The sequence below is a fragment of the Haladaptatus ordinarius genome, assembly GCF_054177595.1.
In genome coordinates, this window is record NZ_JBPEHH010000077.1 from 1 (window position 1) to 19,281 (window position 19,281).

Here is a 19,281-nt window from a genome sequence, read left to right on the forward strand (position 1 = left end):
TCTGCCGAGAGAGGAGTTCCTCCCGGCAGATCTAGCAACGCTGTATCGGTGTCGATGGGAGGTAGAAACGTTGTTCCGTGAGCTGAAGACGCAGTACGAACTGGACGAATTCGACACAAGCAACCCAGATGTGGTGAAAATTCTGCTGTATGCGGCGTTGCTGTCGCTATTGGTGAGCCGTGAGCTGTTGGATTTGGTTACCGAGGAAGCCGCCGATGAGATCGTGTTTCCGCCGGAACGCTGGGCGGCGACCTTCCGGTCGCACGCCCAGCTCATCCTCCACGAACTCGGTGAGTACCTCGGCTACTCGCCACCGCCGTTGCTGGAGCGGCTGATCGAGGATGCACAGAAAATCCACCAGCAACGACCGATTTTACAAGAGACGCTCGCTACCGCTACGCAACCGAGGTGTGAGTCTTAGCTAAAGACGAATGTCCTGACCACAATCGCGGGTGTACAGATTGTCCATACTCCGGGAATTGGACGGACGATAGGGGGTGTAGACTGCCGTTTTCGAAAACAGAATCGGGGCGCGCAGGCGCGCTGGAGTGATGGATACGAAAGCGTGGAAATCAACCGCGTCGTGGCTTGAGGATCGATGTTTACCGAATCCGCTTCTCGCGGTGGTCTCGGGAGAATTGCTCGATTTCGACCTGCCCGGTCCGTGAATCAGAATTCGACGGTACACCCCTGGATTTTTCGGTCAAATCGGGCGTTTTAGGATTTCCATCCCTAGTTGAGACGAGCACCACTACCGAACGTTGGATTCCGGTTTGAGACGCTCTCGCGTATAGAATCGGCACAGTAGACCAGTAGCGCGTCGACAACGATTTCATCTCGGTGCGCCCGTTCACCCGCCATTAATAACGGTACAAATCGGTTGCGTCTGTCGATTCGCGGTGCATTCGCAGCTCAAAATAATCTCTCTGTTATTAATACGGATTCGAGCGTTTCGACACTGTTGCCGCCGTTTTTCCATCGCACCTTCGGTGCTCGTCTTCAGTTCTCCACCAATAGCAGTCTGCTCAATTATACACCTCCACAGTACAGGCCTTCTCCCGGTCAATCTGCGGGGTGTACGCGTGACGTGCGCGTTCGAACGGTGCGTTCGGGCCAGCACAGGCGCTCATCAGGGTTGTTAACGGGGTGTAGCAACCCACCGAGTCCGTCCAACGTTCCACCGAAGATACCGCAGTGAAAGAGCCCACGACCACGGACGGGAAATCGTGAACGTCGGGCGTCACAGCGGTGGTAACGACGCACCTCACCAATCGAGCGAGAGTCGATACCGCTAATGGCTCGGAGAACGGACGTGTGTCCCGACAAAAAGTCTGTTTCCGGTCGGGGCCGCCGCTTCGAAGCGGCCGGTCTCGGTAGAGCCTACTCGACGTCGAGTAAGTCACTGGGCGCACCCGCGAGTGCTTCCAGGGCGTCCGCCTCGATGTGGTGGAGGTCGCCCGGCACGACGAGCAGGTGGAGCGGGTCGCCGAACTCGCGCGTCGCCAGTTCCGACAGGCGGTCGGCTTCGACCAGCGGGTCGGGGCTCCCCGCCCGTGCGACCACGACCGCCAGTACGTCGTCGTAGCCCTCGGCGAGCATCCCCGCCGCCACGTCCGCGGTCATGTACTCGTCCTCCGTGTCGGCGTCTCCCGTCGGATTCCACCCGACTTTGATGTCCAGATAGACGAGCGTGTGGAGCCCGCGGTCGCGGTTCTCGTCCAGTGCGGTCGTGACGCTGGCGGGGAGGCCGTCCGCGCCGTGGGCGTAGTCGAACGGGAGCGTGGTGGCTTTGCCGAACCGATAGTTCTGGAGGCCGGTCAGGCCGCTGGCCGCCGACTCAGCCGTAGGGGCGTGGACGACTCGGGTGTCGATGTCACGCTCCTCAGCACGGAGGCGCAGGTCGACGTGGGTGGTCGAAATCATCGTGTCGCCTGCGGTGAGGAAGGCGGCGTCGCCCAACTCGGCGGCGGCGAGGATATCCTCGGGGTCCTGTTCGACGCCGGCACGGTCTCGTACTTCGATGTCCGTGTCGTGAAATCGTTCGAGGTCGTCGACGGTCGCGCCGATGAGTTTGCTCGTGTAGAACTCGGCGAACACGCAGTCTGCGTCCGCGATTGCGTCGCGGCCTTCGACGGTGACCGAGCGCTCGTCGTACAGGCCGAGACCGATGAAGGTGAGCATACCGTCACTCTGTGCGCTCGTCGGTTAAGCGGCGCGGAACGCGGTAACGCCGGAGCGTGAGACATCGCTGGAAAAAAGAATCCTCGGATGTCCTCAGTACCGCTGGCTCTGGAACTGACCGCCGGACTGCTGTCCGCCGACTTGTTGTCCGCCGAACTGTTGTCCACCAGTCTGCTGGCGGCCTCCCTGCTGACCCATCTGCTGGCCGCCAACTTGCTGGCCCATCTGTTGTCCCGACTGTTGCATCCCCTGAGTCTGGAGCCTGGAAAGCCCCTTGTGGATGGTGTCGAGCGACTGGCGTGCGTGCTCGATGGTGTCTTGCACCGCTGGTTCGTCTGCGTGCTGCTGGAGCTCTTGCAACCCTTGCTGGATGGCCTGCGTGGTGCACTGTCCGACCGTCTGGCTGAACGGTGACTGCCGGATGATGAGCTTCTTCTGGAACTCGGCGAGTTCCTCGATATCGTCACAGACGTTCGCCACGCGCGGAAGTCCGCGGTGGACGGCTTTCATCTTGGCCCATTCGGCCGTCGTCGCCACCTTCTCCAGGTCGTCGACGGCCAATCGAACCTCGCTCGGGACGGACTCCTCGTATCGTTCGCGAATCTGCTGGCCGACCTGACCGGGCTGTTGCTGAGACTGCTGGCCCGGCTGTTGGTACTGCTGTGTTGGTTGCTGGGACTGTTGAGTCGGCTGTTGGCCCTGCTGACCCATCGGTCGATATCGCTGTGATTCTGATTGCTGGCCGATGCCTCGCTGTGGTTCTGGCTGCTGCTGGTATTGCTGTGCCATGGTTTTCCTCCGGCTCTAGACGTCAGAGCCAGACTGCGCTACATCGAGACTCCGAATAAATCGCCGCGACCGTTTCGTATCGTTCAGTTCTCGCGTCCGATAGCTTCGCACCCTCGAACGGTCTCGACGGGAATCCGTCGTTCGATTTGCCCCGGTCGTTCACTGGCCGTCGAACCGAACGTTTCGTTCGGAAATCGGCAGTTCCCCTGCGACTCGAACCGCTCGACGTCCGGCGACCGTGTGCGATGCTATCAGTCACCGATCCGTACAACCGACCGTTTGAGATGCGAAAGTGTTCCTTGGCGTGGCCGACCGCGACCGGTCGCCGTGGCTCGAAGCGTCAACGTTAACGCCCGCTTCCAGTAAGGAGGATGTATGAAAGCGCCCTGCGTGCGCGTCGAGCGGGAACGGGGGGAGACGACGCGCCGTGAACTCGCAGACGCGAACGTCCTCGACGACGACCTCGAAATCGTGGTCGAAGACGACTGGCTCTACGTCCCCGTGACCGACCCCGATGCGGTCCCCGACGAACTTCGGGTGGTCGAACACGACGTCCCCACTCGCAGAACGCAGGACACCCCCGCCGACCTGCTCGGGTTCTCCCCGTCCTACGAACGACTGGGCGACATCGTCCTCGTCGACGAGGACGACCCCGAGCGTGCACGGACCATCGCCGACGCCATCGTGGACTCCGTCCTCCCGGTGAAGACGGTGCTCAACCGCGCGTCGAAGGTGAAAGGAGAAACGCGAGTCCGCGACTGGGACGTCCTCGTCGGCGAGTCGACCGAAACCGTCCATCGCGAGTACGGCTGTGAGTTCGCCCTCGACGTGGCGCGGGTGTACTTCTCTCCCCGTCTCGCCACCGAGCGCCATCGCGTCACAGAACAGGTCGTCCCCGGCGAGCAGGCCATCGACATGTTCGCCGGCGTCGGCCCGTTCGTCGTCCCGTTCGCAACTCGCGGCGCGCAGGTCGTCGGCGTGGACGTAAACGAGATCGCCATCGAGTACCTGCGGGAGAACGCGCGCCGAAACAAGGTCGAAGACCGGGTGACGGCCATCTGTGGCGACGTGCGGGAGACCGTCCCCGAGTACGAAAACAGGGCCGACCGTCTGGTGATGAACCTCCCGCACAGCGCAGACGAGTTCCTCGATACCGCGGTCGCGCTCGCGGGCGACGACTGTGTCGTCCACTACTACGACATCCAGCACGAAGACGACCCGTTCGGTCCCGGCGAGGCGGCGATTCACGCCGCCGCCGAACCGGCGTACGAGGTAGCGGTCGAGACGCGCCACGTCGTGCGATCGTACGCCCCACACGAGGTGAACGTCTGTCTCGACGTCCGACTAACCCGGTAGCCCACGGCGATTCCGCAACCCTTATGCTACCAGTGGGATGTATGTTCGAATGCAGTTCGCAACACCGTGCCGGTGTAGCTCAGACTGGCTAGAGCGATTCCTTCGTAAGGAATAGGCCGAGGGTTCAAATCCCCCCACCGGCTTTCTCTCGAATCCTGCTGTGACGTTCAGACGAACGTACGCATGAGAATATTCCACCGGTCTTCGCGTCGCTGGTTCTCTCTGTGGCGTCCGGCGTTGACCTCACGACGTGGTAGATGGCCGGATAGAGCGCCACGAACGCCATCGCCTCAGTAACTTGCTCTTTTCTACCGAGATGTGATAAAGCCGGACAGATTGTCTATATAGGTGTGACACGTATTCACATAACAGGTGAGTACGATGGCAGGGCCGCTACTGGGGAAAAAACGGGATCAGTTAGTCGTGGAGATGGAAGAACTCCGGCGAGAGATAGAACAACAGGAACGAGAGCTTTCGACGATGAAGCGACTACAGCGAGAATCTCGAACGATTCCCATCGGTTCCGGGGAGTTCGTCGGTGTCTGTGCCGATTGTGGACACGGTCTCGTCCTCCGAACCGCGGACCGACTCCACTGCACGTCGTGTGCGTATCAGCAGTACCTCTGAACCGTCGGTGATTCTCTCGTCCTGCCTGTCTCGACTCACCGGGACTCCACAGACCACCAGCACACCCTCACCCCACTTCTAACTCACAGAACGACAAGTTCCAACTCGCTTCTTCGGCCATCGCCTGCCCGTTCAGAATCCACTTCCCCCCCGACCCGCCGAGCGGACGGGCCGAGAACCAGTAGGCGGACGTGAACCGCGACAGCGGAAATCTATCGGTTCCGAGGAATCCGTGCCGGGCGAGCACCGACCGTGGCAGCGTCGTCCCCGCCGCGGCGATAACGTCGGCGTCTCGGTACTCGTCGACGATTCTCCCCAGGAGCGCGGAGAGTGCCGCCGTCCTGTCCGCACCACCGTCCACCGGGAGCACGTCGGAGAGGTGGACGATCGTCTCGGTCGTGTTCTGCTGTTCGCCGACGACGATTGCGACCGGCGTCCCGTCGTCGTCTCCCCGGAGCGTGTAGGTGGTGTAGTCGAAGCGAGGGTTCCCGAAGCGCCACTGGAAGAACTGCTCGTCGCGCACCGCGTGGGCACGCGGGGTGAGGTTGCTGTCGGCAATTTCTGCGAGGAGCGTGGGCGGCACACCAGCGTACTGGTCTACGCTGTCGGGGGAGGCCGTCGGCGTCGCTCGGTCGCGGACCGCGAGATACGCACGGAGACCGGGAACCGCCGCTCCCGCGAGTTTCGCGTTCGACAGCGCCCGCGGGTTCTGGACCCGATAGTATTCGGTGAACTCCGTCATGATACCGTCTTCGAGTGCGAGTTTTTCCGCCATCTTCTCCAGTCCGGCTTTCACGGCTTCGTTCGGAAAGCCGACGACGATGGAGGGCTCTCGGGTGTCGTAGTAGTCGTAGACGTGTGCCGCCATCCGCGTGAACAGCCCTCGTCTGCGGTGGTCGGGATGAACCATCGGGTCGACCTGTACGAGCGCGAGTTCCCGTCGGCCGCCGACGGACAGCGGAAGTGGAAGACTCGGACGCGCTCCGACGACGCGTCCGTCTCGTTCCGCGACGCAGATCGGCACCTGCGACCGATACGGATTCTCGACGAACTTCCAGTCGAACCAGTCGCCGCGCCCACGCCGGTCCCCGAATACCGTCTCGTACAGCGCCAGTACGCCACCCCGGTCGCCGGGTTCGTACTGCCGAATCAGATACGAATCGTCCCCGGACGAGTCCCCGTAGTCCCCCGTTCTATCGGCCATCGCTGGACGGACGACGACACGGCCCGTAAATCTCGGTGGTCGTTCGCGCGGATAAGCAATGGCAGACGGCGACTGTCACACCGCAGATAGTTCGGTACGTCTCTCCTGTCGACTGTGAAGACTCGCGTTAACCGGATAGTTCAGCACTGTCGTCGCTGAACGGTTTGCCAGACTTTTGCCGACCGGTCGCGGCAATGTCCGCATGGAGGCCGACGAGTTTTCAGATGCGGCCCGCACAGGGAACGTCGCGCGACTGTACGACGAAACCGCAGCGACCCATTCGCGAAAGTTGGCGCTAGAGATGGGCGGACAGCGGTACACGTACGCCGAACTCCGCGACCGCTCCGCACGGTTCGCCGGCGGGCTACGTGCGCTCGGCGTGTGCCCAGACGACCGCATCGCGCTCTTTTTACCCAACAGCCCGGCGTTCGTCGTCGCCGCACTCGGGGCGCTCAAGGCGGGCACGCCGTTCGTCCCGATGAACCCACAGTACCGCACCCAGGAGGCGGTCTATCGGCTCGACGATGCCGACGCTGCGGCCATCGTGACGGACGAAACGCTGGCGGAAACGGTCGAAGACGCCGTGTCCCGTCTCGACACGAACCCACTCGTAATCGGGCGCGGCGACTGGAGTGAGAACGAAGAACGCAGCCTCGACGGGGTCGTCCCGTTCGAGCACGTGGACGACTCGCCGTTCGTCGCGGACAGACGCGACGACGACGTGGCGATGCAACCCTACACCAGCGGGACGACGGGCGAGCCGAAAGGTGTCCTGCTCACGCACCGCAATCTGCGCGCGCAGTCGTTCGTGGGGTTCGAACGGACCGCCCTCGACGCCGAGGACGAACGATTCCTGTCGGTGCTCCCCCTGTCGCACATCGCCGGCTTCGTCAACCGGACGTGGCAACCGCTCGTTCGAGGGGCGAGCGTCTACCTCCGGGACCCGGAATCGTGGGACCCCGAAGCCGCCATGGCGACCATCGAGTCGAAACGAATCACGAAGTTCGGTGCCGTCGCCGCGATGTACGTCGACATCATCGAACACGACGCCTTCGGCGAGTACGACCTGTCGAGTCTCCAGGAATCAATGGAAGGCGGCACGACCATGCCGACTGCCGTCCAGGAGCGATTCGAGGACGGCACGGGAGTCGAACTGTTCGAAGCGTACGGGCTGACCGAAACCGGCGGCGGAACGCACGCCGGAATCAACGCGACGTTCGGTCCCCGACGCGGCACCATCGGCCAGCCGTTTCGTGCGACAGACTGTAAGGTCGTAGACGACGATGGCCGTGAAGTTCCGCCGGGCGAGGCAGGCGAACTCCTCCTCCGTGGGCCACACGTCATGGCGGGATACCACGACCGACCCGAGGAGACTGCGGCGGCGTTCACCGACGACGGCTACTTTCGGACGGGCGACGTCGTTCGCAGGGACGACGACAACTACTACGAAGTGCTCGGTCGCAAATCGGACGTCATCCTCACCGCCGGGTACAACGTCTATCCACAGGAAGTCGAAGAGGTACTCCACCAGCACCCGAACGTGGCGGACGCTGCGGTGGTCGGGACGCCGGACGAGCGCCGAGGGGAGACCATCAAGGCCTACGTCGTCCCGACGGCGGGGTCGTCTCCCGACGCCGCCGGACTCCGAGAACACTGTCTGGAGACCATGGCAGCATACAAGCATCCCCGGGAGATTACGTTCGTCCAGACGCTTCCGCGAACGACGAGCGGGAAGGTCCAGCGATTCGAGCTCGGTGGACAGGCAGACGACTGACCCGCTTCGACCCGTCGGTTCTCGCCCGCCGGTCCTCCGTCCCTCCTTCTCGCCCGCCGCTTTGCTACGCTCTGCCGGCGGCTGCAACCGAGCCACGACGTTAACCACGTCGGGCGACTACGTGCTGTGATGACTCGTGACAGTGGTGAAGACCTCGGGCCGACGGAGCGTGAGACGCGGGAGGTGGCCGCAGATGCTGCGTACGACCGCGAGGAGTTCCTCTCGATGATTCCACACTACTATCGCGGAGAGGTTTCGCGGGCAGGCAAGTACCTCGACCGACTCGACCTGACCGTCGACTGGGCGATCGCCCTCGTCACCGCCGTGCTCGCGCTCGCGTTCGAAAGCGTGCAGGCATCGTCGTACCTCCTCCTCATCGGGATGATAGCGATCACGATGTTCCTCGTCTTCGACGTGCGCCGGTACCGGATGTATGATGCAATCCGTGCGCGCGTCCGCCTCATTGAGGAGAACGTGTACGCGAACACCTTCGACCCGGTCGGTGCACCGCTGTCCGAGTGGCGCGAGGAACTGGGCGACGACCTTCGAGACCCGATGTTGAAAGTGACGTACAGAGAGGCGCTCTCTCGCCGTCTCGAGCGCGTCTACTTCCCGCTCTACCTGCTGCTCGGCGTGGCGTGGCTGTTCCGGATAACCCTCTTCGTTCCGAAGGAGACGTGGCGCGAAACGGCATCGATACCGGGGATTCCGGGTGAACTGGTCGTCGGTGCCGTCGGCCTCTTCTATCTCCTCGTGGTGGCTCTGACCTTCTGGCCGCAGGAACGAGAAGCCAAAGGTGAGTTTCACGGCGAACAGGCGGGCGACTGGAAAGAGACGGAGTCCGAGTGACGAACGTGGACCGGACTCCTCGGCCGAGAAGCAAGAGCACGGGAACCGGTGTCGGCGAAACGACGAGGGTGTAGGTGTCGCTTATCCCGCTGTTGGTCCGGCCTGGGTCGCCGACCACGACTCCAACGACAGACCACTCGACCACCAATATTTTTCAACTGAAAAACCGTACCAGAACGACTTTGAACAATTCCAACGGTTGTAGAGTGATTCGCTATCGGGTTTTTGTACGAAATAAACTGCGTTAATCCGGAGGAACTACCCTCAACCAACGCACCCGTTTTTCCCCTTCCCGCCAAAGCAGGTGACTGTACCATGCGACTAACACCGCGACGAATCTTGACGACCGTACTGGTAAGCGTCCTGCTTATCGGCGGCGGAACGACCGTCGCTCTCGCAGACGGGCAATCCTCTGACGAGGGCGTCCACGAAATCGGCAGTCAGGAGATCACCATCCGTGACGCGACGATAAACGTCGAGGACACCCACCTCAAAGGGCCCGGACTGCCGGATACCACTATCCAAGACCAGACCTACACCGTAGAGGAGTCCACGACGACCATCGACGGACTCACGCTGTCGGTGAACGGAGAGACGTACGAAATCTGCCGCATCGAGATAACCGTCCACGACGTGGGCATGACGCTGGACGACGTCCAGCTATCGAGCAGTAGCTAATCCCCGGATTTGCGTTCCGGTTTTTCAGACTCCCGATTCGCTAGCGAAGCGACCGGAGACGATTCGGAGATCGGAGACAGGTGGTCGAACCACCGTCGTCACGACGGTGCGTTCGTCAGGACCGCGTTCTTCTCGGTCGCGTTCGCCGTCGTCCCGTTTTCGGCGGTCTCGTTCGTCACAGTTACGTTCACCGCGCTCGCATCCCCTCGGAGCCACTGCTGGTACTCCTCTCTGGGGACGACCCTGACCGTCGTTCGCATTCGCGCGTGTCCTGCACCGCAGAACTCGGTGCAGTACCCGCGGTACGTCCCGGTTTCGAAGACCCGCGTGTGGACGGTCGTCGTTCGGCGCGGAAACACGTCCTGCTTGACGCCGAGTTTCGGAACGAAGAGCGAGTGGATGACGTCCGCCGAGGTCATCCGGACGTACACGTCGGTGTTCGCGGGGACGACGAGTTCGTTCTGCGTCGTGACGTTCGTCCCGGGGTACGAGAACTGCCACCCCCACTGGTACGCGAGTCCGCGAACCGTTACCGCCTCCGACCCCGACGCCGTGGCATCGCCTTCGGGTTGGGACGAATCGACCCGTTGTTCCGGCGTGATGTACGGACTGGCGAGAACCGTGTACGCCGCGATACCGACGAAGAGGAGGATGAGGGCGGTCGCGATGGTCCACGTGATTTCTAGCGGGGGGTTTTCCGCCGTCGGGAGCGGGTCGTCGTTGTTCCTGAATCGCACGACAGCGTAGATGAGGATGACCTCGACGAAGAGCGTCAACGGAATCGCCACGTAGATGAGTTGAAAGTTCAACTGCTCGATGAGGCGTTTGTTGACCGACTGCGCCGCCACTGGAGCGACGGCGACGAGTCCGACGACTGTCGAGAGACAGGCGAGCACTTCCACGTGACGAAGTCGCATCGTCACCGAGTCAACGGTCGGGTCAATATAGCTATCGGGAGTCGACGAGAGGGCAGGATGGCTACCGTTCGGTCGTCTTGGCTCTCTCGGGTCCCTAACCCTCGAATCAGCCTACGTCTTTATTGGAGTCGCTACCGACGCGGAGTACACGCATGTACGCGGGGTGGGAAGCGAGCGGACGCGATGGGGGAGTTCGACCGTGAACCGAGCAGTGGTCGAACTGGCCGTCCTCGGAGTAGTGCTCTGGGGCTGTTGGTTCGTCACGTGGCTGTCGCGTCGACACGGCACGGAACCGGACGGCGGATATCGGTCGTGGCGCGAGTTCGGCGTCGATATCGGGGGGATGAAAGAGACGGTGGCACGCTGGACGACGACGACCAACCACCGCGAGGTCGGCATACTGTACATCCTCCTCGGAACCTTCGCGGCGCTCTGGGGCGGCACGGACGCCATGATGATGCGCACTGAACTTCTCACACCCGCCGCCGACATTTGGTCGACCGAAACCTACAATGCTCTTTTCACCGCCCACGGCCTCATGATGCTCTTTTTCTTCGTGACGCCGGTGTTTTTCGGCATCGCGAACTACTTCGTCCCGTTGCTCCTGGACGCCGACGACATGGCGTTCCCGCGACTGAACGCCATCGGGTTCTGGCTCCTCCCGCCTTCGCTCTTTCTCGTTCGCGGCGGTCTCCCCGCACAGATACTCGGCCAGGTACTCGGCTTGCTGGGGATTCGCGGCGACGTCCGCCAGTTCTTCTGGACGCTCCACGACCCGGAACTCGGCTGGACGCTGTACACGCCGCTTTCGGTGCAGACGGTGAATCCGCAGATCGATTTCCTCCTCCTGGGCCTGCATCTTTCGGGCATCGCCACGACCATCGGTGCGATAAACTTCATCGCCACCATACTCTACGAACGCGGTGACGATGTCGGCTGGGAGAACCTCGACATTTTCTCGTGGAACATCCTCGTGACGAGCGGTATCGTCCTCTTCGCGTTTCCCTTGCTCGGGAGCGCGCTCATCATGCTCTTGCTCGACCGCAACTTCGGCACCACGTTCTACACACCGCAGGGAGGCGACCCCATCCTCTGGCAACATCTGTTCTGGTTTTTCGGCCATCCGGAAGTGTACATCATCTTCCTCCCCGCCACGGGGTTGATGAGTTTCATCCTCCCGAAGTTCGTGGGGCGGAAACTGTTCGGCTTCAAGTACATCGTCTACTCGACGCTGGCCATCGGCGTGCTCAGTTTCGGCGTCTGGGCTCACCACATGTTCGTCACCGGCATCGACCCGCGTCTCCGAGCGAGTTTCATGGCCGTCTCCATCGCCATCGCGGTGCCGAGTGCCATCAAGGTGTTCAACTGGATAACAACCATCTGGTCGGGGGACGTGCGCCTGACCGCGCCGATGGTACTGTGTATCGCCAGCATCGGTACGTTCGTCGTCGGCGGGGTGACGGGCGTGTTCCTCGCGACGATTCCAGTCGACGTCGTCTATCACGGGACCTACTACGTCGTCGGCCACTTCCACATGATAGTCATGGGCATCATCCCGTTCATGATGGTCGCGGCCAGTTACTACTGGTATCCCATCCTCACGGGCCGGATGTACGACCGGCAACTCGCGCTGTTCCAGTCCGTACTACTCGTTTTCGGGTCGGTCGTGACGTTCGGGACGCTCATCGCGATGGGCCTGTTACACCTGCCGCGCCGATACGCCGTCTATCCGGCCGGATTCGCACCGGCCCAGCAGGTGGCGACCATCGGGGCGTTCCTCGTCGGTCTGAGCGTTCTCCTGTGGTTGTACAACATGCTCTGGTCGTACTGGAGCGGAGACCCGGTACGGACCGCCGACGTGTGGGACCTAAAGCGCACCCGGCAGTTCACCCGCGAGTGGCAGTGGTTCGAGCGGCGACTGGCCGAACGGTACGACATCGAACCGACCGAACCCGACGTGACGCGCCCGTCCTCGACGACCGTCCCCGACGAGGGCAGTCCGACCGTCCTCCGGAGCGTGGAACCGCTTCTCACCACGATACCGCGAATCGCCGCCGTCGCCGCGACGGCCGGGTTCGTCGGCACCATGCTCATGTCCGGTGTCCTGTTTACCGCGACGATTCTGGGCGTGTTCGACCTCTCGTCGTTCTCCGAACTCGCGGAACTCGTCGGAATGGAGGGTGTGGCTCTGGGATACCTGCTCTTTCTCGGTGGGGGGATGACGACGTGGGCGCTCCTGTTTGCCACGTTGGCGGAGTACCTGCCGGGGCGACCGCGTATCGTGACGGGCATCGCGTACGCGACCATCATCTCGGTCGGGTTCGGACTGGCCTTTTACACCGGCCAGACCGGACTTCAGCTCCTCGGATATCTCATCTTCGTTCTCATCGCCCACTGGTTCTACGGACTCGGGCTGTCGGTCTCCTTCGAGTACCTCGAATCGCGCTGGCAGGGAGAACAATGAGCGCCGACGAACGTGCCGACGAACCGGTTCGGGACGAACGACGGACAGTCTCGACCGCGCTCACCTACGGCGCTCCGTTTCTCGGGACGCTCCTCGTCGCGGTCGGAATCGCTGGGGGAATCCTTGGTGGGTACGCCGCGGCGCAGGCGGAACTGGGGCTGTGCGGGAATCCCACCATCGTCGTCTACACGCCCGCCACGTCCGACCAGTACACCGATTCCCAGACCGGTCCGGCGCTGGAGCGACTGCGCGTCGGGGAACTCACCCCGGCGGAACGACGCGCGTTCGAGGAGGCCATCGGAAGCCCGAGGGGGGAAGCAGAAGTTCGGGGACGGTTCGTCCACCGACCGGCGTTCAGCCGCGGCGTCCTCGTCACGAACGACGGAACGATTCGCTATGCGACCATCACCTCGACGAACCCGTGTCTCTTCGTCGACCCGTTGCTCTTCCCGCTCGGCGTGGTGTCGATCCTCCTCGGCGTTCTGGGCATCCTCACGCCGCCGCTCTACCGGAGGGTGCTCGAACGCGAGCAGCGAAAGGGGCGGCCACCTCGGTGAACCCCTATCCGGTGACCACCGCCCCGGCGTACACCACGACGACGAGGAAGAGCCAGACGGCGTCCACGAAGTGCCAGTACATCGAGACCGTGGCGACCGACGTGTCTCGGTCGGCGTCGTACTGCCCGCGCAGTGCTCGTCCGAGGACGATACCGAGGAGCACAACCCCGAGCGTGACGTGAAGACCGTGGAGACCGGTCAGGCCGAAGAACGCGCTCCCGAAGATACCGGTGGTCAACGTGAATCCCTCGTCGACGACGAACTCGTAGTATTCGAGCACCTGTCCCCCGAGAAACGCGACGCCGAGTGCCACCGTGACTCCGAGGAACGCGAGAAATCGGCGTCGCCGTCCTCCGTTCAGCGCGTCGTGTGCGAAGTGGAGCGTGAAACTGCTGACCACGAGGAGCACCGTGTTGACGAGGACGAGCGAACTCAGAAGGTTCGGGAGGTCGCCCGGCGGCCAGCCGCCGACGCGGATGACGAAGTAGTACGCGAATCCCGCGCCGAACGTCGCCACGTCCGTGAGCAGGAACAACACCATCGTCGCCCGATACGAGAGGCGCTTTCGGGCGTCCGCCCGCTCGTGACGGTACCCGCGAACGAACGCCGCGTCTAACCATCCGGCGAGTCCCCCGACGAACACGCCGAAGCCGACCACTGCGATGGCGAGGCCGGCGACGGTGGGAAACACGTCGGTCGTCCGGCCCAGGAGTGCGAGCGCGCCGCCACCGTACAGCGTTCCCGCCCCGACCGCGGCGACGAACGGCCAGCGACTCCGCTCGTGGTGGGTGGGGCTTTCGGTGACGTGGTCGGCACCGGTCGCCGGGTCCGACATGGTACCGATAGAGACAGTCCGCCGAGAAGCAAAAATCCGACGGCGACCGCCGACCCGAATCAGTCCTCCGTCGCGTGTGCGTCCATGAAGACGAGCGGGTCCCGCGTCTGGAGCCACGCGGTTCCCTCTCCCGCGAAACGAGTGACCCTCCCCTCACCGCCGAGGACGGACGATTTGATACCGCCGTCTCGCTCGCGCGTGGGGTCGAGGGTGCTTGTCCAGGCCACGAGGTGGTCTTCGTCTACGATGATGGGGTCCTCGTCGTTGACGTCGACGCTGTATATCGACCCGTAGGATGAGAGGAATGCGATACCGTCGCCGGACATCCCGAGGACGGTCAACTCGCTGGACGAGAAGAAGTTTCCGGCGTCGTTGAGCGCGGTTTCGTGTTTCACCTCGGGCGTCCACGCGAGCGCCGACCCCGACTGTGCTTTGATGTGGCCGGTCTCCGCGAGGTCGATGGCGACGACGTCTCCAGGCGTATCCGGTGCCAGCGTGACGTGTGCACCGTCCGTTTCTGCGGTGAACGTGTTCGAGACCATCTCGCGCTCGTCGCTGATGGCGCGCGAGAGCATCCCTTTGAGCCCGTCACCGCCGGCTATCTGCGTGTCGGCGGCCATGCTCGCGCTTCGGCTGACCATCGCGCCTGTCGTCGCTTCGACGTGTTCGTCCGCGTCGAGTGTCACCGTGAGAACTGCGTTGCTCGGCCCGTTGGTGATTTCGTACTGCATGCCGAAAATGTCGGTCGTCAAACTATAAGAAGTTGCGCACTTAGATAACCGAAGAACCCTCGAACGAGACGCTCGTTCGGTTGGGAAGGACGTTTTCGACGCCGACGGCGAACACGGTTTCGCCGAGCATCGCCATACTCGCCACGCCGCCGGCCGTTTCGACTTCGGCGACCGTTTCCCGAACCCGTTCGGTCGGGAGGCCGATTTCGCGGGCGAACGTCCAGGCGTCGCTCGTGAGGCGTTCGAGCGACGGGTCGGCGGGCAGCGAGTCGAGAGTCCGCCCGCCGACCGACTCGATTCGAGCCATGAGGTCGTCGTCCCCGAGTGCCTCGCTCGTCGCCATCCCGCCGAACGAGACGTACTCGATTTCCTCGGTCGGTTCCCGCCGGCGGCGACCCGACCCGTCGTCCATCAACAGGCCGCCCGCCGACTGGATGAACACGTCCCCGAGGCCGGTTCCCGCTTCGACCTCTGCGCGGTGCGAGGCCCGTACGAGTTCGTCCCACGAACGCCCGAGTTCGAACAGTTCGTCCGCCGCCAGAGCAGTTGCGAGCGTCGCCGCCCCGCTCGCACCGAACCCACAGCCAATCGGCACGTCGGAATCGAGTTCGACGCGCGCCGTGACGCCGAGTCTCTTGAGTACCCCTTCGACCGGTTCGAACGTGGTGGGGTCGCCGTGGAGGACGATTTCGGTTCGGTCTGCAGTCTGCACATCGGCGACGACGCCATCCTCGATAGCCATACTCGCGCCTCTCGACTCGTCACCCGACCCTGCCGGTGCGAACACCGCCGTGACGCTTCCGGGAGCGAACGCCTTCATACCCGAACGGAGGCGAGAGCACTCCTTGAATCCGCCGCTCGACCCACGCAAACGCGACGAACGCCAATCCAAATAAGGGAATGAAATGGGTATATATTGTTTATATCTGGCTTAAGGGTTCCAATTGTCTAACTCATGGCGAAATTTTTTATGATATGGCCTCATATGTCGGTGTATGTCGGCGCAATCCCAAACCACTCAGACGAACGAGTGGACCGACCCACAGCAGTGTCCGTTCTGTAAGGCCCCCCTCGACGACGGTGGATGGGGGTTCATCGTCCACATCCGCGAAAATCAGCCGTGTCACGACGAGTTCGATCTGTGGCGCGAGCAGATCTCCGGTGACATGCGCGGCGAATGGGGTGGCTAGCGGGTCATCCGTTTCCGATTCCCTGATTACCGTCGTTTTCGTCCTCGTCCGACTTGTCGCGTCCACCGCCGTGCGCGTTACCGTTAGCTAACGGTCCTCCTCGTCCTTCTCCTCGTCTTTTTTGTCCTTCTTGTCCTCCTCGTCTTTCTTTTCCTCGTCTTTTTTGTCCTTCTTGTCCTCCTCGTCTTTCTTTTCCTCGTCTTTTTTGTCCTTCTTGTCCTCCTCGTCTTTCTTTTCCTCGTCTTTTTGGTCCTTCTCGTCCTCGTCTTCGTCGTCTTCGTCGTCTTCTCTCGCATCTTCGCCGTCGCGGTCGTCCGGGTCGTTCTCGTCGTTCGCGGGGTCCTCGCCCGTCCCGACCTTAGTCGCGTCGTCCCCACTGGTGAGACGCCCATCATCACCGGTCGCCACCGTCGTCCGAACGCTGTCCGACGACTGCGTCTTCGTACCGGGAGGCGGGAGGTCGAATACGCCGACGGTTACCACTAGTCCCGCCAGGAAAAACGCGATGCCGACCAGCGACAGCAACCGCTGCATCCGGTCCATCGCTGGCGAACCTTCGTTGACTACCGACTTAATTAGTGAGCGTCTAGATCGTCGTTCTGTCTTTCATTTGTATCCGCATAATGCTTCCCCCGAGTCCGTCGCGTTGGCAGTGCTAACAAGATACTAACACAAAAATGGAAAATGAGAGTCGCTAACAAGACAGATGTTTTTGTATACTATTTATCATTAAAGGCCGCCTACCCTATAGTGACCATGGAGATAAACTGGAAGGCTGTACTTAACGGATTCCTGACCGCGTTCGTACTCGGACTACTCGCTGTCTGGTTCATCCCGGTTACGGCGATGTCGGGACTCGTGCAGGCACTACCTGGCCTCATCGGTGGGTTCGTCGCCGGCTACATGGTTGCTGGTGGCGGACGTGGTGCTGTGCACGGTGGACTCGCCACAGTACTCGGGGGATTCGTCCTCCTCATCGTGTGGGCAGTCTTTGGTGCTCTGTTCGCCGGTCTGTTCCCAGCGTTCACCGGGTTCGCGCTCGGCGTGTTCGTCCTGGCCATTCAAGCGATCCCCGGTGCCATCGCTGGTGCGATCGGGGGCTGGGTGAAAGGTCGCCGTACCACGACCCGTGAGGCTGTTGGGACCACTCGCTGACGAGCAAAGACCAGTCATTATCAGATTTTCCACCGAGATCCCACCAGTGAACTGGTCGCTCGTAACAGGTTACGTCCCGTTATCGTCGAATTCGAGCGTCACGTTGAGCAGGTCGTTCAACAGGTCCGGAAAATCGACGACCTCCACCCGCTCGTCGTCCTCCGAGTAGTCGACGATTCCGGCGGCGACGAACTTCGGGATGTCGGTGTGGTGTAAGTCGGTGTAGATTCTGACGTGCGCTTTCGCGGAGAGGGGTTCGTCTTGGCCCGCACCCATCCATCCGGCGACGTTGTCCGCCAGGCGTGTGAGCGTCGTCTCGTCGTGTCTACGGAGATGATACAGAGCGTAGCGTCGCCGTGGCTCAACGAGTATCTGTAACAGCGGTCGCAACGAATCCATCTCGCCCTTCATGTCCCGACTGTCGCGTGGGTTTTCAGCGGGAGTTAATAAAATGCCGGGAATCACCACGTTGGTCAGAGTTATATCCGTCGCATGGGAGGAAACGACATGGACGATCTCGTGCCCTCCACTTCCGACGCCGACGAGGAGGAAGACCGCGACCCTCTCGTCGTCGGCGTCGATAGCGACGACGCCGACGAACTCGTCGCCGCCCTCTCCTCGCAGACCGGTCGGGACATCCTCACCACCCTGTACGAAGAACCAGCCACGCCAGCGACTATCGCGGACCGGGTCGATACGTCCCTCCAGAACGTCCAGTACCATCTCGGCAAACTCGAAAACGCGAATCTCGTCAATGTCACGGAGACGATGTACTCGGAAAAAGGCCGCGAGATGAAGGTGTACGCCCCGAGTGCGGAACCGCTCGTCCTCTTCGCCGGCAACGAATCGGACGCGGTCGGGATGAAATCCACCCTCTCGAATCTCCTCGGCGGACTCGGGGTCCTCGGCCTTGCCAGTCTCGTCGTCCAGCGAATCGCGACCGGCGAACGGTGGCCGTTCGGCGGGAATTCGGCGAGCGACGGTGGGGCTCTCACGACGGACACCGCGGCCGGTGGGTCAGGAAACGACGCGGCTACCACGACCCAGCTGCTGTCCGACGGCACGACGGCTAACGAGGGGAAAACGACGGTCGAGGCGGCGACGACGGTGGCCGACCGGACCACGACGCTCACGGAGGCGACCACGACGGACGTGCTGCGAACGGTCGCGGAGGGAACGACGGCGACGGGACTCCCGCCGGGACTGCTCTTTTTTGCGGGTGGTGCGTCGATTCTCGTACTCGCCTTCGCGGTCTGGTACGCCCGTACCCGGTGAGACGGTCGAACGGACCACCGTTCTGCGTGGTGATTGGGCGTGCGGACAAACGCTAAGGCGTGTGGAATGTTACCACTCAATGAGGATGATCGTGCTCGCCAGTAAAACCGTCAACGCCATCGGAACCCTCTCGATAGCGGCGGGTGGGGCCCTACTCTTGCTCTCACTTCTCACCGTCCTCGTCGGTGTCGTCAGTGTCGGACCGACTGTGGACGCCGGCGGTCCCCTCTTTCGTTCGATTCCGACGAGCGGTCCGGTGTTCGGTGGGCCACGTAAGACGTTCTCACTCGGCGTTCTGGGAATCGGTGTCGGATGCTGGTTGCTCGGCCTCGGACTGCTGTTACAGGGTCGAGTCGAACAGTGAGAACCTGCCAGGGTGGTAAGTGGGTGGTGGCTGGCAGAGTGTGGATGACGTTCGATATGTCACGGCAGTGTTTCGACGCGCCACGTCTTCGACCTACGGGTGAACTGTAAAAAACGTCACTAATTGGATTACGCTCATCTGTAGAAGTCAGTACTTAGGATCTGCTCGAACCAGTCGTCGGTGTTGAGGATCCAGCCCAAGAAGTTTAGATAGCCCGAGCGTGTCATAGAAAGCCTCCCAAGGGGGGCCGCAGGGTTTTGAAACTGTGTCCAGCAGTACCAACGCCCTGCAAGACGTCGCTTCGGTAGACGACTTTTTGAATGCGGCGGCGACCG

At 62.1% G+C, this 19,281-nt stretch carries 21 protein-coding genes and 1 tRNA gene; 13 read left to right on the top strand and 9 right to left on the bottom strand.

Annotated elements, in window-relative coordinates:
* Positions 1–421, top strand: a 421-nt coding sequence (locus tag ACR3FF_RS20260; protein WP_458189941.1) for a transposase, incomplete at its 5' end; no start/stop codon positions are given.
* A 959-nt stretch (positions 422–1,380) separates the two neighbouring features.
* Here ACR3FF_RS20260 and dph5 read toward each other — a convergent pair.
* Together dph5 and ACR3FF_RS20270 are read right to left on the bottom strand one after the other, a co-directional pair.
* On the bottom strand, positions 1,381–2,181 hold the full coding sequence (dph5, locus tag ACR3FF_RS20265; RefSeq protein WP_458189942.1) for a diphthine synthase: 801 nt from the start codon (positions 2,179–2,181) through the stop codon (positions 1,381–1,383).
* 93 nt (positions 2,182–2,274) lie between these two features.
* Positions 2,275–2,970 (bottom strand): hypothetical protein, encoded by a 696-nt coding sequence (locus ACR3FF_RS20270; RefSeq protein ID WP_458189943.1) that lies wholly within the window; start codon positions 2,968–2,970, stop codon positions 2,275–2,277.
* A 375-nt stretch (positions 2,971–3,345) separates the two neighbouring features.
* Between ACR3FF_RS20270 and ACR3FF_RS20275 the strand changes: the two genes are divergently transcribed.
* The 3 genes from ACR3FF_RS20275 (at position 3,346) to ACR3FF_RS20285 (ending at position 4,953) form a co-directional block, all read left to right on the top strand.
* The gene (locus ACR3FF_RS20275; protein ID WP_458189944.1) at positions 3,346–4,326 is read left to right on the top strand and encodes a class I SAM-dependent methyltransferase; all 981 of its coding nucleotides are present in this window, start codon (positions 3,346–3,348) and stop codon (positions 4,324–4,326) included.
* 68 nt (positions 4,327–4,394) lie between these two features.
* Positions 4,395–4,469, top strand: a tRNA-Thr gene (locus ACR3FF_RS20280).
* Positions 4,470–4,707: 238 nt separating this feature from the next.
* Complete coding sequence (locus tag ACR3FF_RS20285; RefSeq protein WP_458189945.1) at positions 4,708–4,953, top strand: hypothetical protein; 246 nt, start codon at positions 4,708–4,710, stop codon at positions 4,951–4,953.
* 67 nt (positions 4,954–5,020) lie between these two features.
* On the opposite strand, the gene ACR3FF_RS20290 is transcribed toward ACR3FF_RS20285, so the two are convergent.
* Positions 5,021–6,157 (bottom strand): GNAT family N-acetyltransferase, encoded by a 1,137-nt coding sequence (locus ACR3FF_RS20290; RefSeq protein ID WP_458189946.1) that lies wholly within the window; start codon positions 6,155–6,157, stop codon positions 5,021–5,023.
* 202 nt (positions 6,158–6,359) lie between these two features.
* Here ACR3FF_RS20290 and ACR3FF_RS20295 point away from each other — a divergent pair, with 202 nt between their 5' ends.
* The 3 genes from ACR3FF_RS20295 to ACR3FF_RS20305 all read left to right on the top strand — a co-directional run bounded on the left by ACR3FF_RS20295 (position 6,360) and on the right by ACR3FF_RS20305 (position 9,458).
* Positions 6,360–7,931, top strand: coding sequence for a class I adenylate-forming enzyme family protein (locus tag ACR3FF_RS20295; protein WP_458189947.1), 1,572 nt, complete (start codon positions 6,360–6,362; stop codon positions 7,929–7,931).
* A gap of 129 nt (positions 7,932–8,060) precedes the next feature.
* Positions 8,061–8,780 (top strand): DUF2270 domain-containing protein, encoded by a 720-nt coding sequence (locus tag ACR3FF_RS20300; protein WP_458189949.1) that lies wholly within the window; start codon positions 8,061–8,063, stop codon positions 8,778–8,780.
* 315 nt (positions 8,781–9,095) lie between these two features.
* The gene (locus ACR3FF_RS20305; protein WP_458189950.1) at positions 9,096–9,458 is read left to right on the top strand and encodes a hypothetical protein; all 363 of its coding nucleotides are present in this window, start codon (positions 9,096–9,098) and stop codon (positions 9,456–9,458) included.
* Between the two features lie 98 nt (positions 9,459–9,556).
* Here the strand turns inward: ACR3FF_RS20305 and coxB are convergent, their stop codons facing one another.
* Complete coding sequence (coxB, locus tag ACR3FF_RS20310) at positions 9,557–10,375, bottom strand: cytochrome c oxidase subunit II (RefSeq protein WP_458189951.1); 819 nt, start codon at positions 10,373–10,375, stop codon at positions 9,557–9,559.
* A gap of 199 nt (positions 10,376–10,574) precedes the next feature.
* On the opposite strand from coxB, the gene ACR3FF_RS20315 reads away from it, so the two are divergent.
* Complete coding sequence (locus ACR3FF_RS20315) at positions 10,575–12,839, top strand: DUF6789 family protein (RefSeq protein ID WP_458189952.1); 2,265 nt, start codon at positions 10,575–10,577, stop codon at positions 12,837–12,839.
* Positions 12,836–13,396, top strand: a complete 561-nt coding sequence (locus ACR3FF_RS20320; protein WP_458189953.1) for a DUF7979 domain-containing protein — start codon at positions 12,836–12,838, stop codon at positions 13,394–13,396. The genes ACR3FF_RS20315 and ACR3FF_RS20320 overlap by 4 nt, the downstream gene beginning before the upstream one ends.
* 4 nt (positions 13,397–13,400) lie before the next feature.
* Here the strand turns inward: ACR3FF_RS20320 and ACR3FF_RS20325 are convergent, their stop codons facing one another.
* Genes ACR3FF_RS20325 through ACR3FF_RS20335 form a run of 3 tightly spaced genes read right to left on the bottom strand, consistent with a single transcriptional unit; the run spans position 13,401 to position 15,782 of the window.
* Positions 13,401–14,231 carry a cytochrome c oxidase subunit 3 gene (locus tag ACR3FF_RS20325; RefSeq protein ID WP_458189954.1) on the bottom strand — a complete coding sequence of 277 codons (831 nt, stop codon included), beginning with the start codon at positions 14,229–14,231 and terminating at the stop codon, positions 13,401–13,403.
* Positions 14,232–14,290: 59 nt separating this feature from the next.
* Entirely contained in the window at positions 14,291–14,962 is a 672-nt protein-coding gene (locus ACR3FF_RS20330) for a TIGR00266 family protein (protein WP_458189955.1), read from the bottom strand.
* A gap of 40 nt (positions 14,963–15,002) precedes the next feature.
* On the bottom strand, positions 15,003–15,782 hold the full coding sequence (locus ACR3FF_RS20335; RefSeq protein WP_458189956.1) for a GHMP family kinase ATP-binding protein: 780 nt from the start codon (positions 15,780–15,782) through the stop codon (positions 15,003–15,005).
* A 175-nt stretch (positions 15,783–15,957) separates the two neighbouring features.
* Between ACR3FF_RS20335 and ACR3FF_RS20340 the strand changes: the two genes are divergently transcribed.
* Positions 15,958–16,152 carry a DUF7501 family protein gene (locus ACR3FF_RS20340; RefSeq protein WP_458189957.1) on the top strand — a complete coding sequence of 65 codons (195 nt, stop codon included), beginning with the start codon at positions 15,958–15,960 and terminating at the stop codon, positions 16,150–16,152.
* 87 nt (positions 16,153–16,239) lie between these two features.
* On the opposite strand, the gene ACR3FF_RS20345 is transcribed toward ACR3FF_RS20340, so the two are convergent.
* The gene (locus ACR3FF_RS20345; RefSeq protein WP_458189958.1) at positions 16,240–16,695 is read right to left on the bottom strand and encodes a hypothetical protein; all 456 of its coding nucleotides are present in this window, start codon (positions 16,693–16,695) and stop codon (positions 16,240–16,242) included.
* A 213-nt stretch (positions 16,696–16,908) separates the two neighbouring features.
* On the opposite strand from ACR3FF_RS20345, the gene ACR3FF_RS20350 reads away from it, so the two are divergent.
* Positions 16,909–17,307: a DUF5518 domain-containing protein gene (locus ACR3FF_RS20350; protein WP_458189962.1), complete on the top strand. Its 399-nt coding sequence runs from the start codon at positions 16,909–16,911 to the stop codon at positions 17,305–17,307.
* Between the two features lie 69 nt (positions 17,308–17,376).
* Here ACR3FF_RS20350 and ACR3FF_RS20355 read toward each other — a convergent pair whose 3' ends face one another.
* Positions 17,377–17,706, bottom strand: a complete 330-nt coding sequence (locus ACR3FF_RS20355) for a DUF7344 domain-containing protein (RefSeq protein ID WP_458189959.1) — start codon at positions 17,704–17,706, stop codon at positions 17,377–17,379.
* A 108-nt stretch (positions 17,707–17,814) separates the two neighbouring features.
* Between ACR3FF_RS20355 and ACR3FF_RS20360 the strand changes: the two genes are divergently transcribed.
* Positions 17,815–18,582 (top strand): ArsR/SmtB family transcription factor, encoded by a 768-nt coding sequence (locus ACR3FF_RS20360; RefSeq protein ID WP_458189960.1) that lies wholly within the window; start codon positions 17,815–17,817, stop codon positions 18,580–18,582.
* Positions 18,583–18,673: 91 nt separating this feature from the next.
* Positions 18,674–18,946, top strand: a complete 273-nt coding sequence (locus tag ACR3FF_RS20365; protein WP_458189961.1) for a hypothetical protein — start codon at positions 18,674–18,676, stop codon at positions 18,944–18,946.
* The last annotated feature ends 335 nt before the right edge of the window (positions 18,947–19,281 follow it).

What these genes read in the sequence shown, in the direction of transcription:
- dph5 (WP_458189942.1), bottom strand. Translation starts at nt 2,181, where the DNA reads ATGCTCACCTTCATCGGTCTCGGCCTGTACGACGAGCGCTCGGTCACC.
- ACR3FF_RS20340 (WP_458189957.1), top strand. Translation starts at nt 15,958, where the DNA reads ATGTCGGCGCAATCCCAAACCACTCAGACGAACGAGTGGACCGACCCA.
- ACR3FF_RS20345 (WP_458189958.1), bottom strand. Translation starts at nt 16,695, where the DNA reads ATGGACCGGATGCAGCGGTTGCTGTCGCTGGTCGGCATCGCGTTTTTC.
- ACR3FF_RS20295 (WP_458189947.1), top strand. Translation starts at nt 6,360, where the DNA reads ATGGAGGCCGACGAGTTTTCAGATGCGGCCCGCACAGGGAACGTCGCG.
- coxB (WP_458189951.1), bottom strand. Translation starts at nt 10,375, where the DNA reads ATGCGACTTCGTCACGTGGAAGTGCTCGCCTGTCTCTCGACAGTCGTC.
- ACR3FF_RS20350 (WP_458189962.1), top strand. Translation starts at nt 16,909, where the DNA reads ATGGAGATAAACTGGAAGGCTGTACTTAACGGATTCCTGACCGCGTTC.
- ACR3FF_RS20320 (WP_458189953.1), top strand. Translation starts at nt 12,836, where the DNA reads ATGAGCGCCGACGAACGTGCCGACGAACCGGTTCGGGACGAACGACGG.
- ACR3FF_RS20330 (WP_458189955.1), bottom strand. Translation starts at nt 14,962, where the DNA reads ATGCAGTACGAAATCACCAACGGGCCGAGCAACGCAGTTCTCACGGTG.
- ACR3FF_RS20290 (WP_458189946.1), bottom strand. Translation starts at nt 6,157, where the DNA reads ATGGCCGATAGAACGGGGGACTACGGGGACTCGTCCGGGGACGATTCG.
- ACR3FF_RS20275 (WP_458189944.1), top strand. Translation starts at nt 3,346, where the DNA reads ATGAAAGCGCCCTGCGTGCGCGTCGAGCGGGAACGGGGGGAGACGACG.
- ACR3FF_RS20300 (WP_458189949.1), top strand. Translation starts at nt 8,061, where the DNA reads ATGACTCGTGACAGTGGTGAAGACCTCGGGCCGACGGAGCGTGAGACG.
- ACR3FF_RS20335 (WP_458189956.1), bottom strand. Translation starts at nt 15,782, where the DNA reads ATGAAGGCGTTCGCTCCCGGAAGCGTCACGGCGGTGTTCGCACCGGCA.
- ACR3FF_RS20285 (WP_458189945.1), top strand. Translation starts at nt 4,708, where the DNA reads ATGGCAGGGCCGCTACTGGGGAAAAAACGGGATCAGTTAGTCGTGGAG.
- ACR3FF_RS20270 (WP_458189943.1), bottom strand. Translation starts at nt 2,970, where the DNA reads ATGGCACAGCAATACCAGCAGCAGCCAGAACCACAGCGAGGCATCGGC.
- ACR3FF_RS20355 (WP_458189959.1), bottom strand. Translation starts at nt 17,706, where the DNA reads ATGGATTCGTTGCGACCGCTGTTACAGATACTCGTTGAGCCACGGCGA.
- ACR3FF_RS20360 (WP_458189960.1), top strand. Translation starts at nt 17,815, where the DNA reads ATGGACGATCTCGTGCCCTCCACTTCCGACGCCGACGAGGAGGAAGAC.
- ACR3FF_RS20305 (WP_458189950.1), top strand. Translation starts at nt 9,096, where the DNA reads ATGCGACTAACACCGCGACGAATCTTGACGACCGTACTGGTAAGCGTC.
- ACR3FF_RS20325 (WP_458189954.1), bottom strand. Translation starts at nt 14,231, where the DNA reads ATGTCGGACCCGGCGACCGGTGCCGACCACGTCACCGAAAGCCCCACC.